Below are 16,185 nucleotides of genomic sequence, written 5' to 3' on the forward strand. Positions count from 1 at the left end.
GGGCCGACGCACACCCGCTGCGGATCAGGCCGGCCTCGCCCCGTCCGCCCCGCACGGGGACGGTGCCGCCGCAGCCACCGTCGCCGTCCGGGGATAATCGACCTCGTGAGCGAGAACAGCGAAGCACCCAGCGGCCCGGAGCCCGGATCCACCGCCCCGGGCCCGCAGCCCGAGCCCATCCGGTTCTTCGGTACGTCCTGGGTCGAGCACGACGGTCAGTACGGGCTCCGCCGCGTCGGCGTCGCTCTCGGCTCCCTCGCCGCGGCCGTCGCTTCCTGCTTCGTGCTCCGCTTCGCCTACCAGGGCCTGGAGATCGCCGATGTCGGCAGTCTCGTCGGCATCCTGGTCATCCTGATGTTCGCCGTCTGCAGCGCCGTCGCCTTCCGCAAGACCTGGGAAGGATTCAGCCAACGCCCCGCCGACCAGGCCCGTGAGGACAACCTGCGCGGTCTCAAGACGATCGGCTTCATCGGCTCGCTACTTGCTTACTTCGTCCGCTCGTTCCTGGAGGCGCCGGGCGAGAAGCTGCGGCGCACGGAGTACGAGACGGCCGTCGCCCGGTACGCCAAGCGCCGCGCGACGAGGACCGGAAACCCGGCGGGCCGCAAGACGCCCAAGGCCAGGAAACCCCGGCGCAAGTAGTTCCACCCGGGCGACGATGGCCCCATGCCCCACACGGACCCGCCCGCCCCCCGTCCCCGCGCCCTCTCCTTCGACCGCGCCGCCGCCCAGTACGCCGCGGCCCGGCCCGGCTACCCGCCCGCTCTCTTCGCCTCGGTCGAAGAGCTCACCGGTCGCCCCTTGCGCGGTGCCCGCACCCTCGACATCGGGGCGGGCACGGGAATCTCCACCCGCCTCCTCCACGACCGGGGCGCCCACGTCACGGCCGTCGAGCCGGGCCCCGGCATGGCGGCGGAACTCCACCGGGCGCTCCCGCAGATCCCGATCGTGCGCGGTGACGGCAACCGCCTCCCCTTCGCCACCGCCTCGGCCGATCTGATCACGTATGCCCAGTCCTGGCACTGGACCGACCAGGCCCTCGCCGCCCCCGAGGCCCTCCGCGTGCTGCGCCCGGGCGGCGCGCTTGCGCTCTGGTGGAACGTCTCCGACCACTCCGTCCCCTGGATCGCCGAGCAGGACGCCCGCCTCCGCCGCTTCTTCGGCGCCGACCACAGCGCCCACGGTTCGCCCGTCCACTCCCGCGACCTGCCGGCCGGGCTCCGCTTCGCACACCGCACGCTGCCCTGGACCCGCCGGGTGCCGCTGGACACGCACCTCGCCAACCTCGGCAGCCACTCCGCATTCCTCGTCCTCGGTGAGGAACCCACCCGCCGGTTCCTCAACGAGGAGCGCGTCCGCCTCGCGGAGCTCTTCCCTGACGGCGCGGTCGAGGAGAGCTACGTGGTCGACCTCAGCGTGGCGACGCGCTGACCGTCATGCCGAAGCGGGGGTACCACCCGTCCCCGACGGCCCTGCGTCCGTATCGCCGGGTCCCTTGACGCGGGGGCGCCACGGGATCAAAATTCATCGCATGATGAATTCTTCGGGCGTCGCCATCGAGGCCCGCGGCCTCACCGTCGTACGAGGCGATCGAACCGTCCTGCGCGGACTCGACTTCACCGTCGAACCAGGCAGGATCACCGGACTCCTCGGACCCTCGGGCTGCGGCAAAACCACCCTGATGCGAGCTGTCGTCGGCACCCAGGCCAAGGTCACCGGCACCCTCGACGTCCTCGGCACTCCTGCGGGCCACCCCACCCTCCGCCCGCGCATCGGGTACGTCACCCAGGCACCGTCGGTCTACACCGACCTCAGCGTCCGGCAGAACCTCGACTACTTCGCGGCCATCCTCCAGCCGGGCCGCAGCCACCGGGACGCCCGCAGGGCCACCGTCGCCCGGGCCATCGCCGATGTGGACCTGACCAGCCACGCGGACGCTCTCGCCGGCACTCTCTCCGGCGGCCAGCTCACCCGCGTCTCCCTCGCCGCCGCCCTGCTCGGCACCCCCGAACTCCTGATCCTCGACGAACCCACGGTCGGGCTCGACCCGGTACTCCGCCGCGATCTGTGGAACCTCTTCCACAGCCTCGCCGCCGACCACGGCACCACGCTCCTCGTCTCGTCCCACGTCATGGACGAGGCCGAGCGCTGCCACCGCCTGCTCCTCATGCGCGAGGGCGAGATCCTCGCCGACGGCACCCCCGAGGCGCTGCGCACCGACGCCCGTACCGCCACCGTCGAAGAAGCCTTCCTTCACCTGGTCGACGAGGCCGCCACCCGTCAGGAGAACGCCCGATGAGCTCGACGAACACGCCGCAGCAAGCCCCCGCCACTCCGCAGGCAACCGCCGGCCCCCACCCCCACGCGCAGCGCGGGCCCCAGGCACTCAGCCCCGCCCGCACCCTCGCCACCGCCGCCCGCGTCCTGCGCCAGCTGACCCACGACCCGCGAACCGTCGCGCTGCTGCTCCTCATCCCGGTCGTGATGATCACGCTGCTGCGGTACGTCTTCGACGGCAGCCCGCGCACGTTCGACGCGATCGGCGCCTCGCTGCTCGGCATCTTCCCGCTGATCACGATGTTCCTGGTGACGTCGATCGCCACCCTCCGCGAACGCACCTCGGGGACCCTGGAACGCCTCCTCGCCATGCCGCTGGGCAAGGGTGATCTGATCGCCGGTTACGCCCTCGCGTTCGGCGCCGTCGCGATCCTCCAGTCCCTCCTGGCCACCGCGCTCTCGGTCTGGGTGCTCGGCCTCGACGTGGTCGGCTCCCCCTGGCTGCTGCTCCTCGTCGCCCTGCTCGACGCCCTGCTCGGCACGGCACTCGGCCTGTTCGTCTCCGCCTTCGCCGCATCCGAGTTCCAGGCCGTCCAGTTCATGCCGGCCGTGATCTTCCCGCAGCTCCTGCTCTGCGGCCTGTTCATCGCACGAGACCGGATGGCGCCCGTCCTCGAAGCCATCTCGAACGTCCTGCCCATGTCCTACGCGGTCGACGGCATGAACGAAGTCCTCCACCACACCGACGTCACCGGCAACTTCGTCCGTGACGTCCTGATCGTGGCGGGCTGCGCCCTCCTCGTCCTCACCCTCGGCGCAGCCACCCTCCGCCGCCGCACCGCCTGACGTCCCGGTGCGAGGATGGCGGCGACGACGTACCACCAGAACCGCGTACCACCGCACCGTCCGGAGGGTGAACCGCATGACCCAGACAGTCGCAGTCCTCGGCACCGGCAAGATCGGCGAGGCCCTGCTCAGCGGCATGATCCGGGCGGGCTGGCGCCCCGCCGACCTGCTGGTCACCGCCCGTCGCTCCGAGCGTGCCGAGGAACTCCGTACCCGCTACGGCGTCGAGTCCGTCACCAACGCCGAGGCCGCCAAGTGCGCCGACATCCTCATCCTCGCGGTCAAGCCCCAGGACATGGGCCGGCTCCTCGAGGAGCTCACCCCTCACATCACCGCCGACCGCCTGGTCATCAGCGCCGCCGCCGGCATCACGACCGGCTTCATCGAGGACCGCCTCGCTGCGAGGACTCCGGTCGTACGTGTCATGCCGAACACCCCCGTCCTCGTGGACGAGGGCATGTCCGTCATCTCCGCGGGCAGTCACGCCACCATCGACCATCTCGCCGCCGCCGAGGCGATCTTCGGCGGCGTGGGCAAGACCCTTCGCGTCCCCGAGTCCCAGCAGGACGCGGCGACCGCGCTCTCCGGCTCGGGACCCGCGTACTTCTACTTTCTTGTCGAGGCGATGACCGACGCGGGCATCCTGCTCGGCCTGCCGCGCGCCCAGGCCCACGACCTGATCGTGCAGGCCGCCATCGGCGCCGCGGTGATGCTCCGCGACAGCGGCGAACACCCGGTCAAGCTCCGCGAAGCCGTCACCAGCCCGGCCGGCACCACCATCAGCGCCATCCGCGAGCTGGAGAACCACGGCGTACGGGCCGCCCTGATCGCCGCCCTCGAAGCAGCCCGCGACCGCAGCCGCGAGCTGGCCTCGGGCAACGGCTGACCCTCACTTCCCCGCGGCCGCCACCAGCTCCGCACTGGCCACGACCTTCGCGAACCCACCGCTGTGCAGCGTCACAGCGGTGGCCCGCGCCAGCTGGTCCGCGCTCAGTTCCCACCCCCAGGGTCCGATCGCGTCGAACGTGTACGTCGCATCGAACGCGAAGAACACCTCGTACCCGAGATTCCCGCCCATTCGCGCCGTCGTCTCCGCGCACATGTTGGTCTGGATCCCGGCCACCACGATCTGCCGTACTCCGGCCTCGTTCAGCCACGCCCCCAGATCGGGCGTCCCGTAGAAGGCTGAATTGACCGTCTTCGTCAGGAACAGCTCGGGCCCACTGCCCTTTCCCCGCCGTTCCTCCACGTATCCCTTGAACGCGTTCCCCGAGTACCCGGGCCGCAGCGGCGAATCCGGCTTCGCCGAGTCATGCCGTACGAATACGACGGGGCGCCCGCTCTCCTGCCACGCATCGATCAGTTCGGCGATGTTCCGATCAGCCTCGGGATTGTTCCGCGGCCCCCAGTACCCCTCCTCCTCAAAGCCCTCCTGCACGTCCACCACGACCAGCGCTGCGTTCTCTGCAATCTCCATGGGAACGATGCTGCCGCCTGGCACCGGCATGGCCCAGAGGTCGAAAAGTCATCGATCGATGTTTTACTGCCACCATGGCGACCGGACCCGCACCCACCCCCACTCGCATCGCCCTGGTCTCGTTCCCGGGCGTCCGGGCGTTCGACGTCTCGGTCATCACCGAGGTGTGGGGCGTGGACCGCACCGACCGTGGCGTCCCGCCCTTCGACCTGCGCCGCATCGCCGCCGACCCGGCCCCCATCCCCCTGCGCGGCGGCCTCTCCCTCACCCCTGACCGCACCCTCTCCTGGCTGACCCGCGCCGACCTGATCGTCGTCCCCGGCCTCGACGACCACCTGACACCCGCCCCCGCCCCGGTCCTGGAAGCCCTCCGTCGCGCACACGCCCGCTCCACTCCGATCGCCGCGCTCTGCGGCGGCGCATTCACCCTGGCCCAGGCAGCCCTCCTTGACGGCCGCCGGGCCGTCACCCACTGGAACCTCACCGATCTCCTTCGCGCCCACCACCCCCGCGTGACGGTCGTCCCGGATGCGCTGTTCCTCCACGACGACAACATCTGGACGTCAGCGGGCACTGCGGCCGGCATCGACCTCTGCCTCCATCTCGTCCGTACGACCCATGGCGCCGAAGCCGCAGCAGCGATCGCCCGTTCGATGGTCACGGCCCCGTTCCGCACCGGAACCCAGGCCCAATTCATCGAGCACCCCACCCCGCACACCGACCGGGATGCCGACACCCTCGCCGCCGTACGGGCCCACGCCCTGACCCACCTGGCCGAACCGCACACGGTGACCGGCCTCGCCGCCCGTGCCCGCATGTCCCCCCGCTCCTTCGCCCGCCACTTCCAGGCGACCACGGGCACCACACCCCTGCGCTGGCTGATCACTCAGCGCATCGCCGCAGCTCAAAAGCTTCTGGAGCGCACCGACCTCCCCCTCCCCGAGGTGGCCCGCCGTACCGGCTTCGGCAGCGAGATCACGATGCGCCAGCACTTCGCCACCCAGCTGGCCACCAGCCCTCGCGACTACCGCCTGGCCTTCCGGCACACCCTGGGCCAACCGGAGGTTGACATGGAACGCCCGCATCCGTAATGTGCTCCGAGTTGTCCGACGTGAGTGCCGACCCCGGTCGGTCCCCGGACAACCATTCCGCAGTAACCACAACAAGCGAGCGACGCCTGTCGCCCCGCTTTGCGTGCGCATTTGCGAAATGAAGAATCCGCGTTCGAAGGAGCGTGACCCCGATTAGCGTCGGGGCGCAGGATTCGCTAAAGTCTCACTCGTCGGAACGGCCCAACAGCCGGGAAGGCAAATCCCGCTGACTGGGAATCAGGCCCGAAAGGATCTGATAGAGTCGGACTCGCCGGAAAGGGAAACGCGAAAGCGAAAACCTGGAAAGCGGAACCCGCTTCGACCGGGAATCGGACACGAAAGAGTCTGATAGAGTCGGAAACGCAAGACCGAAGGGAAAAGCCCGGAGGAAAGCCCGAGAGGGTGAGTACAAAGGAAGCGTCCGTTCCTTGAGAACTCAACAGCGTGCCAAAAGTCAACGCCAGATATGTTGATACCCCGGCCTGCTTCGGCAGGTTGGTGGTTCCTTTGAAAGTCCTGCCGGGCCTTTGTGGTTCCGGTAGGCAATTACACAGCGAGGACGCTGTGGACGGTCGGTCTTATTCCGGCTGATCGTCCCGCTCTCGTGATGTGTCTCCCGATTACGGGAAAACATTCACGGAGAGTTTGATCCTGGCTCAGGACGAACGCTGGCGGCGTGCTTAACACATGCAAGTCGAACGATGAAGCCCTTCGGGGTGGATTAGTGGCGAACGGGTGAGTAACACGTGGGCAATCTGCCCTTCACTCTGGGACAAGCCCTGGAAACGGGGTCTAATACCGGATAACACTCTGTCCCGCATGGGACGGGGTTGAAAGCTCCGGCGGTGAAGGATGAGCCCGCGGCCTATCAGCTTGTTGGTGGGGTGATGGCCTACCAAGGCGACGACGGGTAGCCGGCCTGAGAGGGCGACCGGCCACACTGGGACTGAGACACGGCCCAGACTCCTACGGGAGGCAGCAGTGGGGAATATTGCACAATGGGCGAAAGCCTGATGCAGCGACGCCGCGTGAGGGATGACGGCCTTCGGGTTGTAAACCTCTTTCAGCAGGGAAGAAGCGAGAGTGACGGTACCTGCAGAAGAAGCGCCGGCTAACTACGTGCCAGCAGCCGCGGTAATACGTAGGGCGCAAGCGTTGTCCGGAATTATTGGGCGTAAAGAGCTCGTAGGCGGCTTGTTGCGTCGGTTGTGAAAGCCCGGGGCTTAACCCCGGGTCTGCAGTCGATACGGGCAGGCTAGAGTGTGGTAGGGGAGATCGGAATTCCTGGTGTAGCGGTGAAATGCGCAGATATCAGGAGGAACACCGGTGGCGAAGGCGGATCTCTGGGCCATTACTGACGCTGAGGAGCGAAAGCGTGGGGAGCGAACAGGATTAGATACCCTGGTAGTCCACGCCGTAAACGTTGGGAACTAGGTGTTGGCGACATTCCACGTCGTCGGTGCCGCAGCTAACGCATTAAGTTCCCCGCCTGGGGAGTACGGCCGCAAGGCTAAAACTCAAAGGAATTGACGGGGGCCCGCACAAGCAGCGGAGCATGTGGCTTAATTCGACGCAACGCGAAGAACCTTACCAAGGCTTGACATATACCGGAAAGCATCAGAGATGGTGCCCCCCTTGTGGTCGGTATACAGGTGGTGCATGGCTGTCGTCAGCTCGTGTCGTGAGATGTTGGGTTAAGTCCCGCAACGAGCGCAACCCTTGTTCTGTGTTGCCAGCATGCCCTTCGGGGTGATGGGGACTCACAGGAGACTGCCGGGGTCAACTCGGAGGAAGGTGGGGACGACGTCAAGTCATCATGCCCCTTATGTCTTGGGCTGCACACGTGCTACAATGGCCGGTACAATGAGCTGCGATGCCGCGAGGCGGAGCGAATCTCAAAAAGCCGGTCTCAGTTCGGATTGGGGTCTGCAACTCGACCCCATGAAGTCGGAGTTGCTAGTAATCGCAGATCAGCATTGCTGCGGTGAATACGTTCCCGGGCCTTGTACACACCGCCCGTCACGTCACGAAAGTCGGTAACACCCGAAGCCGGTGGCCCAACCCCTTGTGGGAGGGAGCTGTCGAAGGTGGGACTGGCGATTGGGACGAAGTCGTAACAAGGTAGCCGTACCGGAAGGTGCGGCTGGATCACCTCCTTTCTAAGGAGCACTTCTTACCAAGCTTGCTTGGTCAGAGGCCACTACGTCGGCAAATGTTCGACGGTGGTTGCTCATGGGTGGAACGTTGACTATTCGGCACGACAGGTTGTTTTTCACTAGTACTGCTTCGGCGTGGAACGTGGAGGATGGTCGGTCGTGTCGGGCACGTTGTTGGGTATCTGAGGGTATGGCCGCAAGGTTGCCTTCAGTTGCCGGCCCCAGTGAACTCGCCCTTAGGGGTGGGGTGATGGGTGGCTGGTCGTTGTTTGAGAACTGCACAGTGGACGCGAGCATCTGTGGCCAAGTTTTTAAGGGCGCACGGTGGATGCCTTGGCACCAGGAACCGATGAAGGACGTGGGAGGCCACGATAGGCCCCGGGGAGCTGTCAACCGAGCTTTGATCCGGGGGTGTCCGAATGGGGAAACCCGGCAGTCGTCATGGGCTGTCACCCGCTGCTGAACACATAGGCAGTGTGGAGGGAACGAGGGGAAGTGAAACATCTCAGTACCCTCAGGAAGAGAAAACAACCGTGATTCCGGGAGTAGTGGCGAGCGAAACTGGATGAGGCCAAACCGTATGCGTGTGATACCCGGCAGGGGTTGCGCATGCGGGGTTGTGGGATCTCTTTTTCACAGTCTGCCGGCTGTGAGGCGAGTCAGAAACCGTTGATGTAGGCGAAGGACATGCGAAAGGTCCGGCGTAGAGGGTAAGACCCCCGTAGCTGAAACATCAACGGCTCGTTTAAGAGACACCCAAGTAGCACGGGGCCCGAGAAATCCCGTGTGAATCTGGCGGGACCACCCGCTAAGCCTAAATATTCCCTGGTGACCGATAGCGGATAGTACCGTGAGGGAATGGTGAAAAGTACCGCGGGAGCGGAGTGAAATAGTACCTGAAACCGTGTGCCTACAAGCCGTGGGAGCGTCGCTGTTGTTCTTCGGAGCAACAGTCGTGACTGCGTGCCTTTTGAAGAATGAGCCTGCGAGTTTGCGGTGTGTTGCGAGGTTAACCCGTGTGGGGAAGCCGTAGCGAAAGCGAGTCCGAATAGGGCGTTTTAGTAGCACGCTCAAGACCCGAAGCGGAGTGATCTAGCCATGGGCAGGTTGAAGCGGAGGTAAGACTTCGTGGAGGACCGAACCCACCAGGGTTGAAAACCTGGGGGATGACCTGTGGTTAGGGGTGAAAGGCCAATCAAACTCCGTGATAGCTGGTTCTCCCCGAAATGCATTTAGGTGCAGCGTCGTGTGTTTCTTGCCGGAGGTAGAGCACTGGATAGGCGATGGGCCCTACCGGGTTACTGACCTTAGCCAAACTCCGAATGCCGGTAAGTGAGAGCACGGCAGTGAGACTGTGGGGGATAAGCTCCATGGTCGAGAGGGAAACAGCCCAGAGCATCGACTAAGGCCCCTAAGCGTACGCTAAGTGGGAAAGGATGTGGAGTCGCAGAGACAACCAGGAGGTTGGCTTAGAAGCAGCCACCCTTGAAAGAGTGCGTAATAGCTCACTGGTCAAGTGATTCCGCGCCGACAATGTAGCGGGGCTCAAGCGTACCGCCGAAGTCGTGTCATTCCAGCATTAAGGGCCAACGCCTGCTGGGATGGGTAGGGGAGCGTCGTGTGCCGGGTGAAGCAGCCGCGGAAGCGAGTTGTGGACGGTTCACGAGTGAGAATGCAGGCATGAGTAGCGATACACACGTGAGAAACGTGTGCGCCGATTGACTAAGGGTTCCTGGGTCAAGCTGATCTGCCCAGGGTAAGTCGGGACCTAAGGCGAGGCCGACAGGCGTAGTCGATGGACAACCGGTTGATATTCCGGTACCCGCTTTGAAACGCCCAGTACTGAATCAGGCGATGCTAAGTCCGTGAAGCCGGCCCGATCTCTTCGGAGTTGAGGGTAGTGGTGGAGCCGACGAACCAGACTTGTAGTAGGTAAGCGATGGGGTGACGCAGGAAGGTAGTCCAGCCCGGGCGGTGGTAGTCCCGGGGTAAGGGTGTAGGGCGTGTGATAGGCAAATCCGTCACACATTAAGCCTGAGACCTGATGCCGAGCCGATTGTGGTGAAGTGGATGATCCTATGCTGTCGAGAAAAGCCTCTAGCGAGTTTCATGGCGGCCCGTACCCTAAACCGACTCAGGTGGTCAGGTAGAGAATACCGAGGCGTTCGGGTGAACTATGGTTAAGGAACTCGGCAAAATGCCCCCGTAACTTCGGGAGAAGGGGGCCATCACTGGTGATTGGATTTACTCCATGAGCTGGGGGTGGCCGCAGAGACCAGCGAGAAGCGACTGTTTACTAAAAACACAGGTCCGTGCGAAGCCGTAAGGCGATGTATACGGACTGACGCCTGCCCGGTGCTGGAACGTTAAGGGGACCGGTTAGCTGACTTTCGGGTCGGCGAAGCTGAGAACTTAAGCGCCAGTAAACGGCGGTGGTAACTATAACCATCCTAAGGTAGCGAAATTCCTTGTCGGGTAAGTTCCGACCTGCACGAATGGCGTAACGACTTCTCGACTGTCTCAACCATAGGCCCGGTGAAATTGCACTACGAGTAAAGATGCTCGTTTCGCGCAGCAGGACGGAAAGACCCCGGGACCTTTACTACAGTTTGATATTGGTGTTCGGTTCGGCTTGTGTAGGATAGGTGGGAGACTTTGAAGCAGCCACGCCAGTGGTTGTGGAGTCGCCGTTGAAATACCACTCTGGTCGTGCTGGATGTCTAACCTGGGTCCGTGATCCGGATCAGGGACAGTGTCTGATGGGTAGTTTAACTGGGGCGGTTGCCTCCTAAAGAGTAACGGAGGCGCCCAAAGGTTCCCTCAGCCTGGTTGGCAATCAGGTGTTGAGTGTAAGTGCACAAGGGAGCTTGACTGTGAGACCGACGGGTCGAGCAGGGACGAAAGTCGGGACTAGTGATCCGGCAGTGGCTTGTGGAAGCGCTGTCGCTCAACGGATAAAAGGTACCCCGGGGATAACAGGCTGATCTTCCCCAAGAGTCCATATCGACGGGATGGTTTGGCACCTCGATGTCGGCTCGTCGCATCCTGGGGCTGGAGTCGGTCCCAAGGGTTGGGCTGTTCGCCCATTAAAGCGGTACGCGAGCTGGGTTTAGAACGTCGTGAGACAGTTCGGTCCCTATCCGCTGCGCGCGTAGGAATATTGAGAAGGGCTGTCCCTAGTACGAGAGGACCGGGACGGACGAACCTCTGGTGTGCCAGTTGTCCTGCCAAGGGCATGGCTGGTTGGCTACGTTCGGAAAGGATAACCGCTGAAAGCATCTAAGCGGGAAGCCTGCTTCGAGATGAGTATTCCCACCCCCTTTGAGGGGTTAAGGCTCCCAGTAGACGACTGGGTTGATAGGCCAGATGTGGAAGCCCGGCAACGGGTGGAGCTGACTGGTACTAATAGGCCGAGGGCTTGTCCTCAGTTGCTCGCGTCCACTGTGTTAGTTCTGAAATAACGAACGGCCGTGTTGTTGCCCGGTGTTGGTTAATTTCATAGTGTTTCGGTGGTCATTGCGTTAGGGAAACGCCCGGTTACATTCCGAACCCGGAAGCTAAGCCTTTCAGCGCCGATGGTACTGCAGGGGGGACCCTGTGGGAGAGTAGGACGCCGCCGAACAATTATTCCGGGAAAGCCCCGTGCCCTTGTGGCACGGGGCTTTTCTGCGTTCTGAGCGTCTAGGCTCGAACCATGCGCTACGAACTGGTCATCTTCGACAACGATGGTGTGCTCGTCGACAGTGAGCCGATCTCCAACACCATCCTCTCCGGCTACCTGACCGAGCTCGGTCACCCCACCTCGTACGAGGAATCGCTCCGTGACTACATGGGGTCTGCCGTGCACCGGATCCACGACCTCGTCGAGGAGAGGACCGGGGAGAAGCTGCCCGCGGACTTCGACGAGACGCTCCACTCCCGGATCTTCGCCGCGTTCCAGCAAGAGCTGGAGCCGGTCGAAGGGGTCGCCGACGTGCTGGGAAAGCTCGTCGCCGACGGGGTTCCGTACTGCGTCGCCTCGTCCGGGAACCACGATCGGATCCGGGTCGGGCACCGAAAGACCGGGCTCGACCAGTGGTTCGAGGAGGAGTGGATCTTCAGCGCGGAGGACGTGGGTCAGGGCAAGCCGGCGCCCGACCTGTTCCTCCATGCCGCTGAGCGGATGGGCGTTCCGCCCGAGAGGTGTGTCGTCATCGAGGACAGCCCGCTCGGTGTGGAGGCGGCCCGGGCCGCGGGGATGGATGTGTACGGGTTCACGTCGATGATGCCCGCCGACCGGCTCGCCGGGGTGACCGGCTGCTTCTCCGACATGGCTCAACTGCGGGAATTGCTCGCCTGATCCATCTACCCACGGGTAGGCCAGGGCCCTACGCTGCGGCCATGAAGGATGCGCGGTTGCGGCACGGTAGGGCCTCCTTGGCGTTGAGTTTCTTCGTGCAGGGAGTCACCTTTGCCCTGCTCGTGACGCGTATTCCTGCCATTCAGGACCGGTACGGGATATCCGACGGTCTGCTGCCCGTGTTCCTTGCCGCCGTGCCCATCCTGGCCGGCGTGGGCAGCGTGGTCACCGAGAAGGTGGTCGCGCGGGTACGGCCCCGGGGCGTGCTCAGGTGGGCGCAGCCCGTCGTACTGCTGGCGCTGCTCGGTGTCGGGGCCGGCAGCGAGCTGTGGCAAGCGGCCGTGGCGCTCGGTGTGTTCGGGCTGTCCGTCGGGGCGCTCGATGCTTCCATGAACATGATGGGGGTCAGCCTCCAGCGGGCGTACGGGCGCAGCATCATGCTCGGGTTCCATGCCGCGTACAGCCTAGGTGGGATCGCCGGGGCGTCGATGGCGTGGGCCGGGGCGCACTGGGATCTGACGCTGCTGGTCTCGTATCTTCCGGCGGTCGTCGTGCTGCTGCCGGCCGCGTTCATCGCGAGCCGGTGGTACGTCGAGGGTGCCGAGGGGAAGGCGGAGGGCGACGGGCCGCCGGGAGAGGTCTCCTCGGGGGTCTCGGTCTCGTTCAAGCTGCTGATGCCGCTCTGTCTGGTGATGAGCTTCGCGTACATCGGGGACTCGACGGTCTCCAACTGGAGCGCGAAGTATCTGCAGGACGTGCTGGGGAGCTCGGAGCAGCTGTCGACCGTTCCGTACAACGTCTACATGGTGACGACGCTGCTGGGGCGGGCCGTGGGGGACTTCGGGGTGCGGCGGTTCGGCGCCGTGGCTGTCGTGCGGTTCGGGAGTGTGCTGGCCGCGGCCGGGTTCGGGGTGGTGGCGGTTGCTTCCGGTGCGTGGATCGGGATGCTGGGGTTCACCATGCTGGGGCTGGGGCTCTGTGTGATCGTGCCTCAGACGTTCGCGGCGGCGGGGCGGATGTTCCCCGGTGCGAGCGATACGGCGATCGCGCGGCTGAACGTCTTCAACTATGTGGGGTTCCTGGTGGGGTCGCCGTTGGTCGGGGCGCTGGGGGACGCGTGGAGTTACCGGGGCGCGATGCTCGTCCCGATGGTGCTGGTGCTTGCGACGCTCGTGTACGCCAAGTCGTTCGGTCCGGAGCCTGCCCGATACGGTGGCGGGCATGAGCGGCCGCGCACAGTTGATGTGGGATGACGCAGTAACGGGATACGACTTCGGGAACAGTCATCCGATGGACCCCGTCAGGCTGGCCCTGACGATGGGTCTGGTGCGGGCGTACGGGCTCGACGGTGCGGTGGATGTGGTGGCTGCCAAGCCGGCCGGGGATTCCACGCTTCGGCTCGTGCACCGCGAGGACTATGTGGCGGCCGTGCGCGCGGCCTCGGCGGACCCCAGGGCGGCCGATCAGAACTACGGGCTCGGGACGATGGACGATCCGGCGTTCGCGGGGATGCACGAGGTGTCGGCGCTGATCGCCGGGCAGTCGGTGGCGGCGGCCGAGGCGGTGTGGCGCGGGTCCACGGCGCATGCGGTGAACTTCGCGGGCGGGCTGCACCATGCGATGCCGGGTAGTGCGTCGGGGTTCTGTATCTACAACGACCCGGCGCTGGCGATTGCCCGGCTGCTGGAGCTGGGTGCGGAGCGGGTCGCGTACATCGATGTGGATGTGCACCACGGTGACGGGGTGCAGGCGGCGTTCTGGGAGGACCCGCGGGTTCTGACGGTGTCGCTGCACGAGCATCCGCGGACGCTCTTTCCGCAGACCGGCTGGCCGGAGGAGACCGGTGCCGGTGCGGGGGAGGGGGCCGCGGTGAATGTGGCGCTGCCTGCCGGTACAGGGGACGCGGGGTGGCTGAGGGCGTTCCATGCGGTGGTGCCGGAGCTGCTGGCGGACTTCCGGCCGCAGGTGCTGGTGACCCAGCACGGCGCCGATACGCACTTCGAGGACCCGCTCGCGCATCTGGCGGTGTCGCTGGACGCGCAGCGGTCGGTCATGGAGTCGTGTCACGAGTTCGCCCATGAGTACGTGGCGGACGGGCGATGGGTGGCGCTCGGCGGCGGGGGGTATGCGGTCGTCGACGTGGTGCCGCGGTCCTGGACGCATCTGGTGGGGATCGCCGCGCATGCGCCGGTGGACCCGGAGTCGGTGATTCCTGCTTCGTGGCGGGACGAGGTCTATGCCCGGACACGGCAGTTGGGGCCGGGCCGGATGACGGATGGGCGTACGCCTTCGTGGCAGCCGTGGGAGGGCGGGTACGACCCGGCGGACCGGCTCGACCAGGCGGTGCTCGCGACCAGGCGGGCGGCGTTCCCGTTGCGCGGGCTGCTGGCCTGAAACGGGCGGGGACGGTCCCGGTGCGGCCGATTCCGTGCTGACGTGAGGAATGGTTGCGCCAACTGAGGAATGGTTACGCCAACTGTGGGGCGTAGTCGGGCTTCTGTCCCCCCGTCCGGGTGGTTGGGGGAGCATCGGCAGGGTGTTGAGCACCGGAGCGCTGCGTGCGCATCTGCTGGCGGCCCGGCTGGCCGGGCCCGTGGCCACCTCGCGGGAGGTGAGCTTGCGGAGCTATCGGCTGTTCGCGGCGAGGGACCCGCGGGTGCTGCTCGGGCTCAACCCCGAATGGGGGTGGGAGGAGTGCGATCTGCTTCGGTTGATGGCCGACAAGTGCGGAGTCTCGGACGATCCTGCTCATGTTTCGGGTCCCGATGTGATCGATCCGGAGCGCACCTTGGCTGGTCTGGACGCGTTTGCCGAGCGGTTGTCGAATGTGGCCGCCCGGCGGGCACCGGTGCTGTTCGGGACCGGCCATCCGCACCGGCTGCTCGGCTTCTACGCCGCGTTGGCAGACGCTTTGTCGGCGGCCGGCTGCGTCGTACTCACCCCGGCGCAGGGGCGATGTATCGACATAACGACCCGGTTCGGCGTACGCACCTACAACCTTGATTACGTACGGGGAGTCGCTCTGGTGCGCGAACCCGGCGTGCGGGACCGTGGTAGTGAGCCGGGCGCACATACCCACTCGCCGCTGCCGGTTCGGGTGGCGCTGGAGGCTGCGGTGGCTGCCCACGGGCGGCTGCCCGAACTGGTCGTCGGGGACCACGGATGGGTCTGCGGGGCAGGTCAGCTGGGTATTGAGGCGATCGGCCTGGCGGATACGGACGATCCCGCGCTGTTCGTCGGCGAGGCCGAGGGGCAGGTGTCGGTCGCCGTTCCGCTTGATGACGCCGTTCAGTCCGCCTACTACCGGCCGCTCACTCGCTATGTACTCAATCGGGCGTGTCTGTCACAGTAGGCGGCCGATGGTCCCTCCTCTTCCCCACTCGCATCACCCGCCCCTAATCTGGGGAGTGAGCGCACAACGACGAAGAGTCACCGGAGGGGAAGCCGGTGCGCGTCTCGTGCGGAAGGTACAGGTGGGTCATGGCTGCTGGCAGCGAGAGGCCTCTCAACGAGGTCAAGTTTCTGACCGTGGCGGAAGTCGCCTCGGTCATGCGGGTGTCGAAGATGACCGTGTACCGCTTGGTGCACAGTGGTCATCTGCCGGCGATCCGGGTGGGCAGGTCCTTCCGGGTCCCGGAGCAAGCGGTTCACGAGTATCTCCGCGAGTCCTTTGTGGGGGTGGAGTCGGCCTGAGGTTGGCCTCGGATTACGTCCCTCACCCCGTGGCGGGTAGGCTAGGCCGACGTAGGTCGTGTGGGCCCAGACGCCCCGCACCAGTGAAGAGAAGTGAGCGAGGGTAGTCGTGGGCTCTGTTATCAAGAAGCGGCGCAAGCGGATGGCCAAGAAGAAGCACCGCAAGCTGCTCAAGCGCACGCGCGTTCAGCGTCGCAACAAGAAGTAAGCGAACGCAGTTCGTGAATCCGCAGCCCTCCCGCCGACATGGCGGGAGGGCTGCGGTGCGTTGTGCGGGCGGCCTTGCACATATTTGGGCCAAAGACT

The 16,185-nt window shown here is 65.2% G+C and carries 13 protein-coding genes and 3 rRNA genes; 15 read left to right on the plus strand and 1 reads right to left on the minus strand.

The window, feature by feature from the left end; translation table 11 throughout:
• Positions 1-105: 105 nt before the first annotated feature.
• From OHA88_RS26335 to proC, 5 genes are all read left to right on the plus strand, one after another.
• Positions 106-642, plus strand: a complete 537-nt coding sequence (locus tag OHA88_RS26335) for a hypothetical protein (RefSeq protein WP_328627305.1) — start codon at positions 106-108, stop codon at positions 640-642.
• Positions 643-666: 24 nt separating this feature from the next.
• Complete coding sequence (locus tag OHA88_RS26340; protein WP_328627306.1) at positions 667-1,431, plus strand: class I SAM-dependent methyltransferase; 765 nt, start codon at positions 667-669, stop codon at positions 1,429-1,431.
• A 100-nt stretch (positions 1,432-1,531) separates the two neighbouring features.
• Positions 1,532-2,299: an ABC transporter ATP-binding protein gene (locus OHA88_RS26345; protein WP_030972406.1), complete on the plus strand. Its 768-nt coding sequence runs from the start codon at positions 1,532-1,534 to the stop codon at positions 2,297-2,299.
• Positions 2,296-3,123, plus strand: a complete 828-nt coding sequence (locus OHA88_RS26350; protein WP_267004546.1) for an ABC transporter permease — start codon at positions 2,296-2,298, stop codon at positions 3,121-3,123. The genes OHA88_RS26345 and OHA88_RS26350 overlap by 4 nt, the downstream gene beginning before the upstream one ends.
• A gap of 76 nt (positions 3,124-3,199) precedes the next feature.
• Complete coding sequence (gene proC, locus OHA88_RS26355) at positions 3,200-4,009, plus strand: pyrroline-5-carboxylate reductase (RefSeq protein WP_328627307.1); 810 nt, start codon at positions 3,200-3,202, stop codon at positions 4,007-4,009.
• 3 nt (positions 4,010-4,012) lie between these two features.
• Here proC and OHA88_RS26360 read toward each other — a convergent pair whose 3' ends face one another.
• Positions 4,013-4,600, minus strand: coding sequence for a cysteine hydrolase family protein (locus tag OHA88_RS26360; RefSeq protein ID WP_328627308.1), 588 nt, complete (start codon positions 4,598-4,600; stop codon positions 4,013-4,015).
• 74 nt (positions 4,601-4,674) lie between these two features.
• Here OHA88_RS26360 and OHA88_RS26365 point away from each other — a divergent pair, with 74 nt between their 5' ends.
• The 10 genes from OHA88_RS26365 (at position 4,675) to OHA88_RS26410 (ending at position 16,087) form a co-directional block, all read left to right on the plus strand.
• Positions 4,675-5,691 (plus strand): GlxA family transcriptional regulator, encoded by a 1,017-nt coding sequence (locus OHA88_RS26365; RefSeq protein WP_328627309.1) that lies wholly within the window; start codon positions 4,675-4,677, stop codon positions 5,689-5,691.
• Between the two features lie 633 nt (positions 5,692-6,324).
• Positions 6,325-7,850 (plus strand): 16S ribosomal RNA (locus OHA88_RS26370).
• A gap of 298 nt (positions 7,851-8,148) precedes the next feature.
• Positions 8,149-11,273, plus strand: a 23S ribosomal RNA gene (locus OHA88_RS26375).
• A 79-nt stretch (positions 11,274-11,352) separates the two neighbouring features.
• A 5S ribosomal RNA gene (rrf, locus tag OHA88_RS26380) occupies positions 11,353-11,469 on the plus strand.
• Together the 16S, 23S and 5S rRNA genes form the textbook arrangement of a ribosomal RNA operon.
• A 72-nt stretch (positions 11,470-11,541) precedes the next feature.
• Entirely contained in the window at positions 11,542-12,186 is a 645-nt protein-coding gene (locus tag OHA88_RS26385; RefSeq protein ID WP_328627310.1) for an HAD family hydrolase, read from the plus strand.
• A 41-nt stretch (positions 12,187-12,227) separates the two neighbouring features.
• Positions 12,228-13,439, plus strand: a complete 1,212-nt coding sequence (locus OHA88_RS26390) for an MFS transporter (protein ID WP_328627311.1) — start codon at positions 12,228-12,230, stop codon at positions 13,437-13,439.
• The gene (locus tag OHA88_RS26395; RefSeq protein WP_328627312.1) at positions 13,408-14,580 is read left to right on the plus strand and encodes an acetoin utilization protein AcuC; all 1,173 of its coding nucleotides are present in this window, start codon (positions 13,408-13,410) and stop codon (positions 14,578-14,580) included. The genes OHA88_RS26390 and OHA88_RS26395 overlap by 32 nt, the downstream gene beginning before the upstream one ends.
• Before the next feature lie 142 nt (positions 14,581-14,722).
• On the plus strand, positions 14,723-15,538 hold the full coding sequence (locus tag OHA88_RS26400) for a phosphatase (RefSeq protein WP_267004552.1): 816 nt from the start codon (positions 14,723-14,725) through the stop codon (positions 15,536-15,538).
• A 128-nt stretch (positions 15,539-15,666) separates the two neighbouring features.
• Positions 15,667-15,879 (plus strand): helix-turn-helix domain-containing protein, encoded by a 213-nt coding sequence (locus tag OHA88_RS26405; protein WP_014046653.1) that lies wholly within the window; start codon positions 15,667-15,669, stop codon positions 15,877-15,879.
• 109 nt (positions 15,880-15,988) lie between these two features.
• Positions 15,989-16,087: a 30S ribosomal protein bS22 gene (locus OHA88_RS26410; protein ID WP_003948845.1), complete on the plus strand. Its 99-nt coding sequence runs from the start codon at positions 15,989-15,991 to the stop codon at positions 16,085-16,087.
• Positions 16,088-16,185 lie beyond the last annotated feature (98 nt).

Source organism: Streptomyces sp. NBC_00353 (assembly GCF_036108815.1).
Taxonomy (GTDB): Bacteria; Actinomycetota; Actinomycetes; order Streptomycetales; family Streptomycetaceae; genus Streptomyces.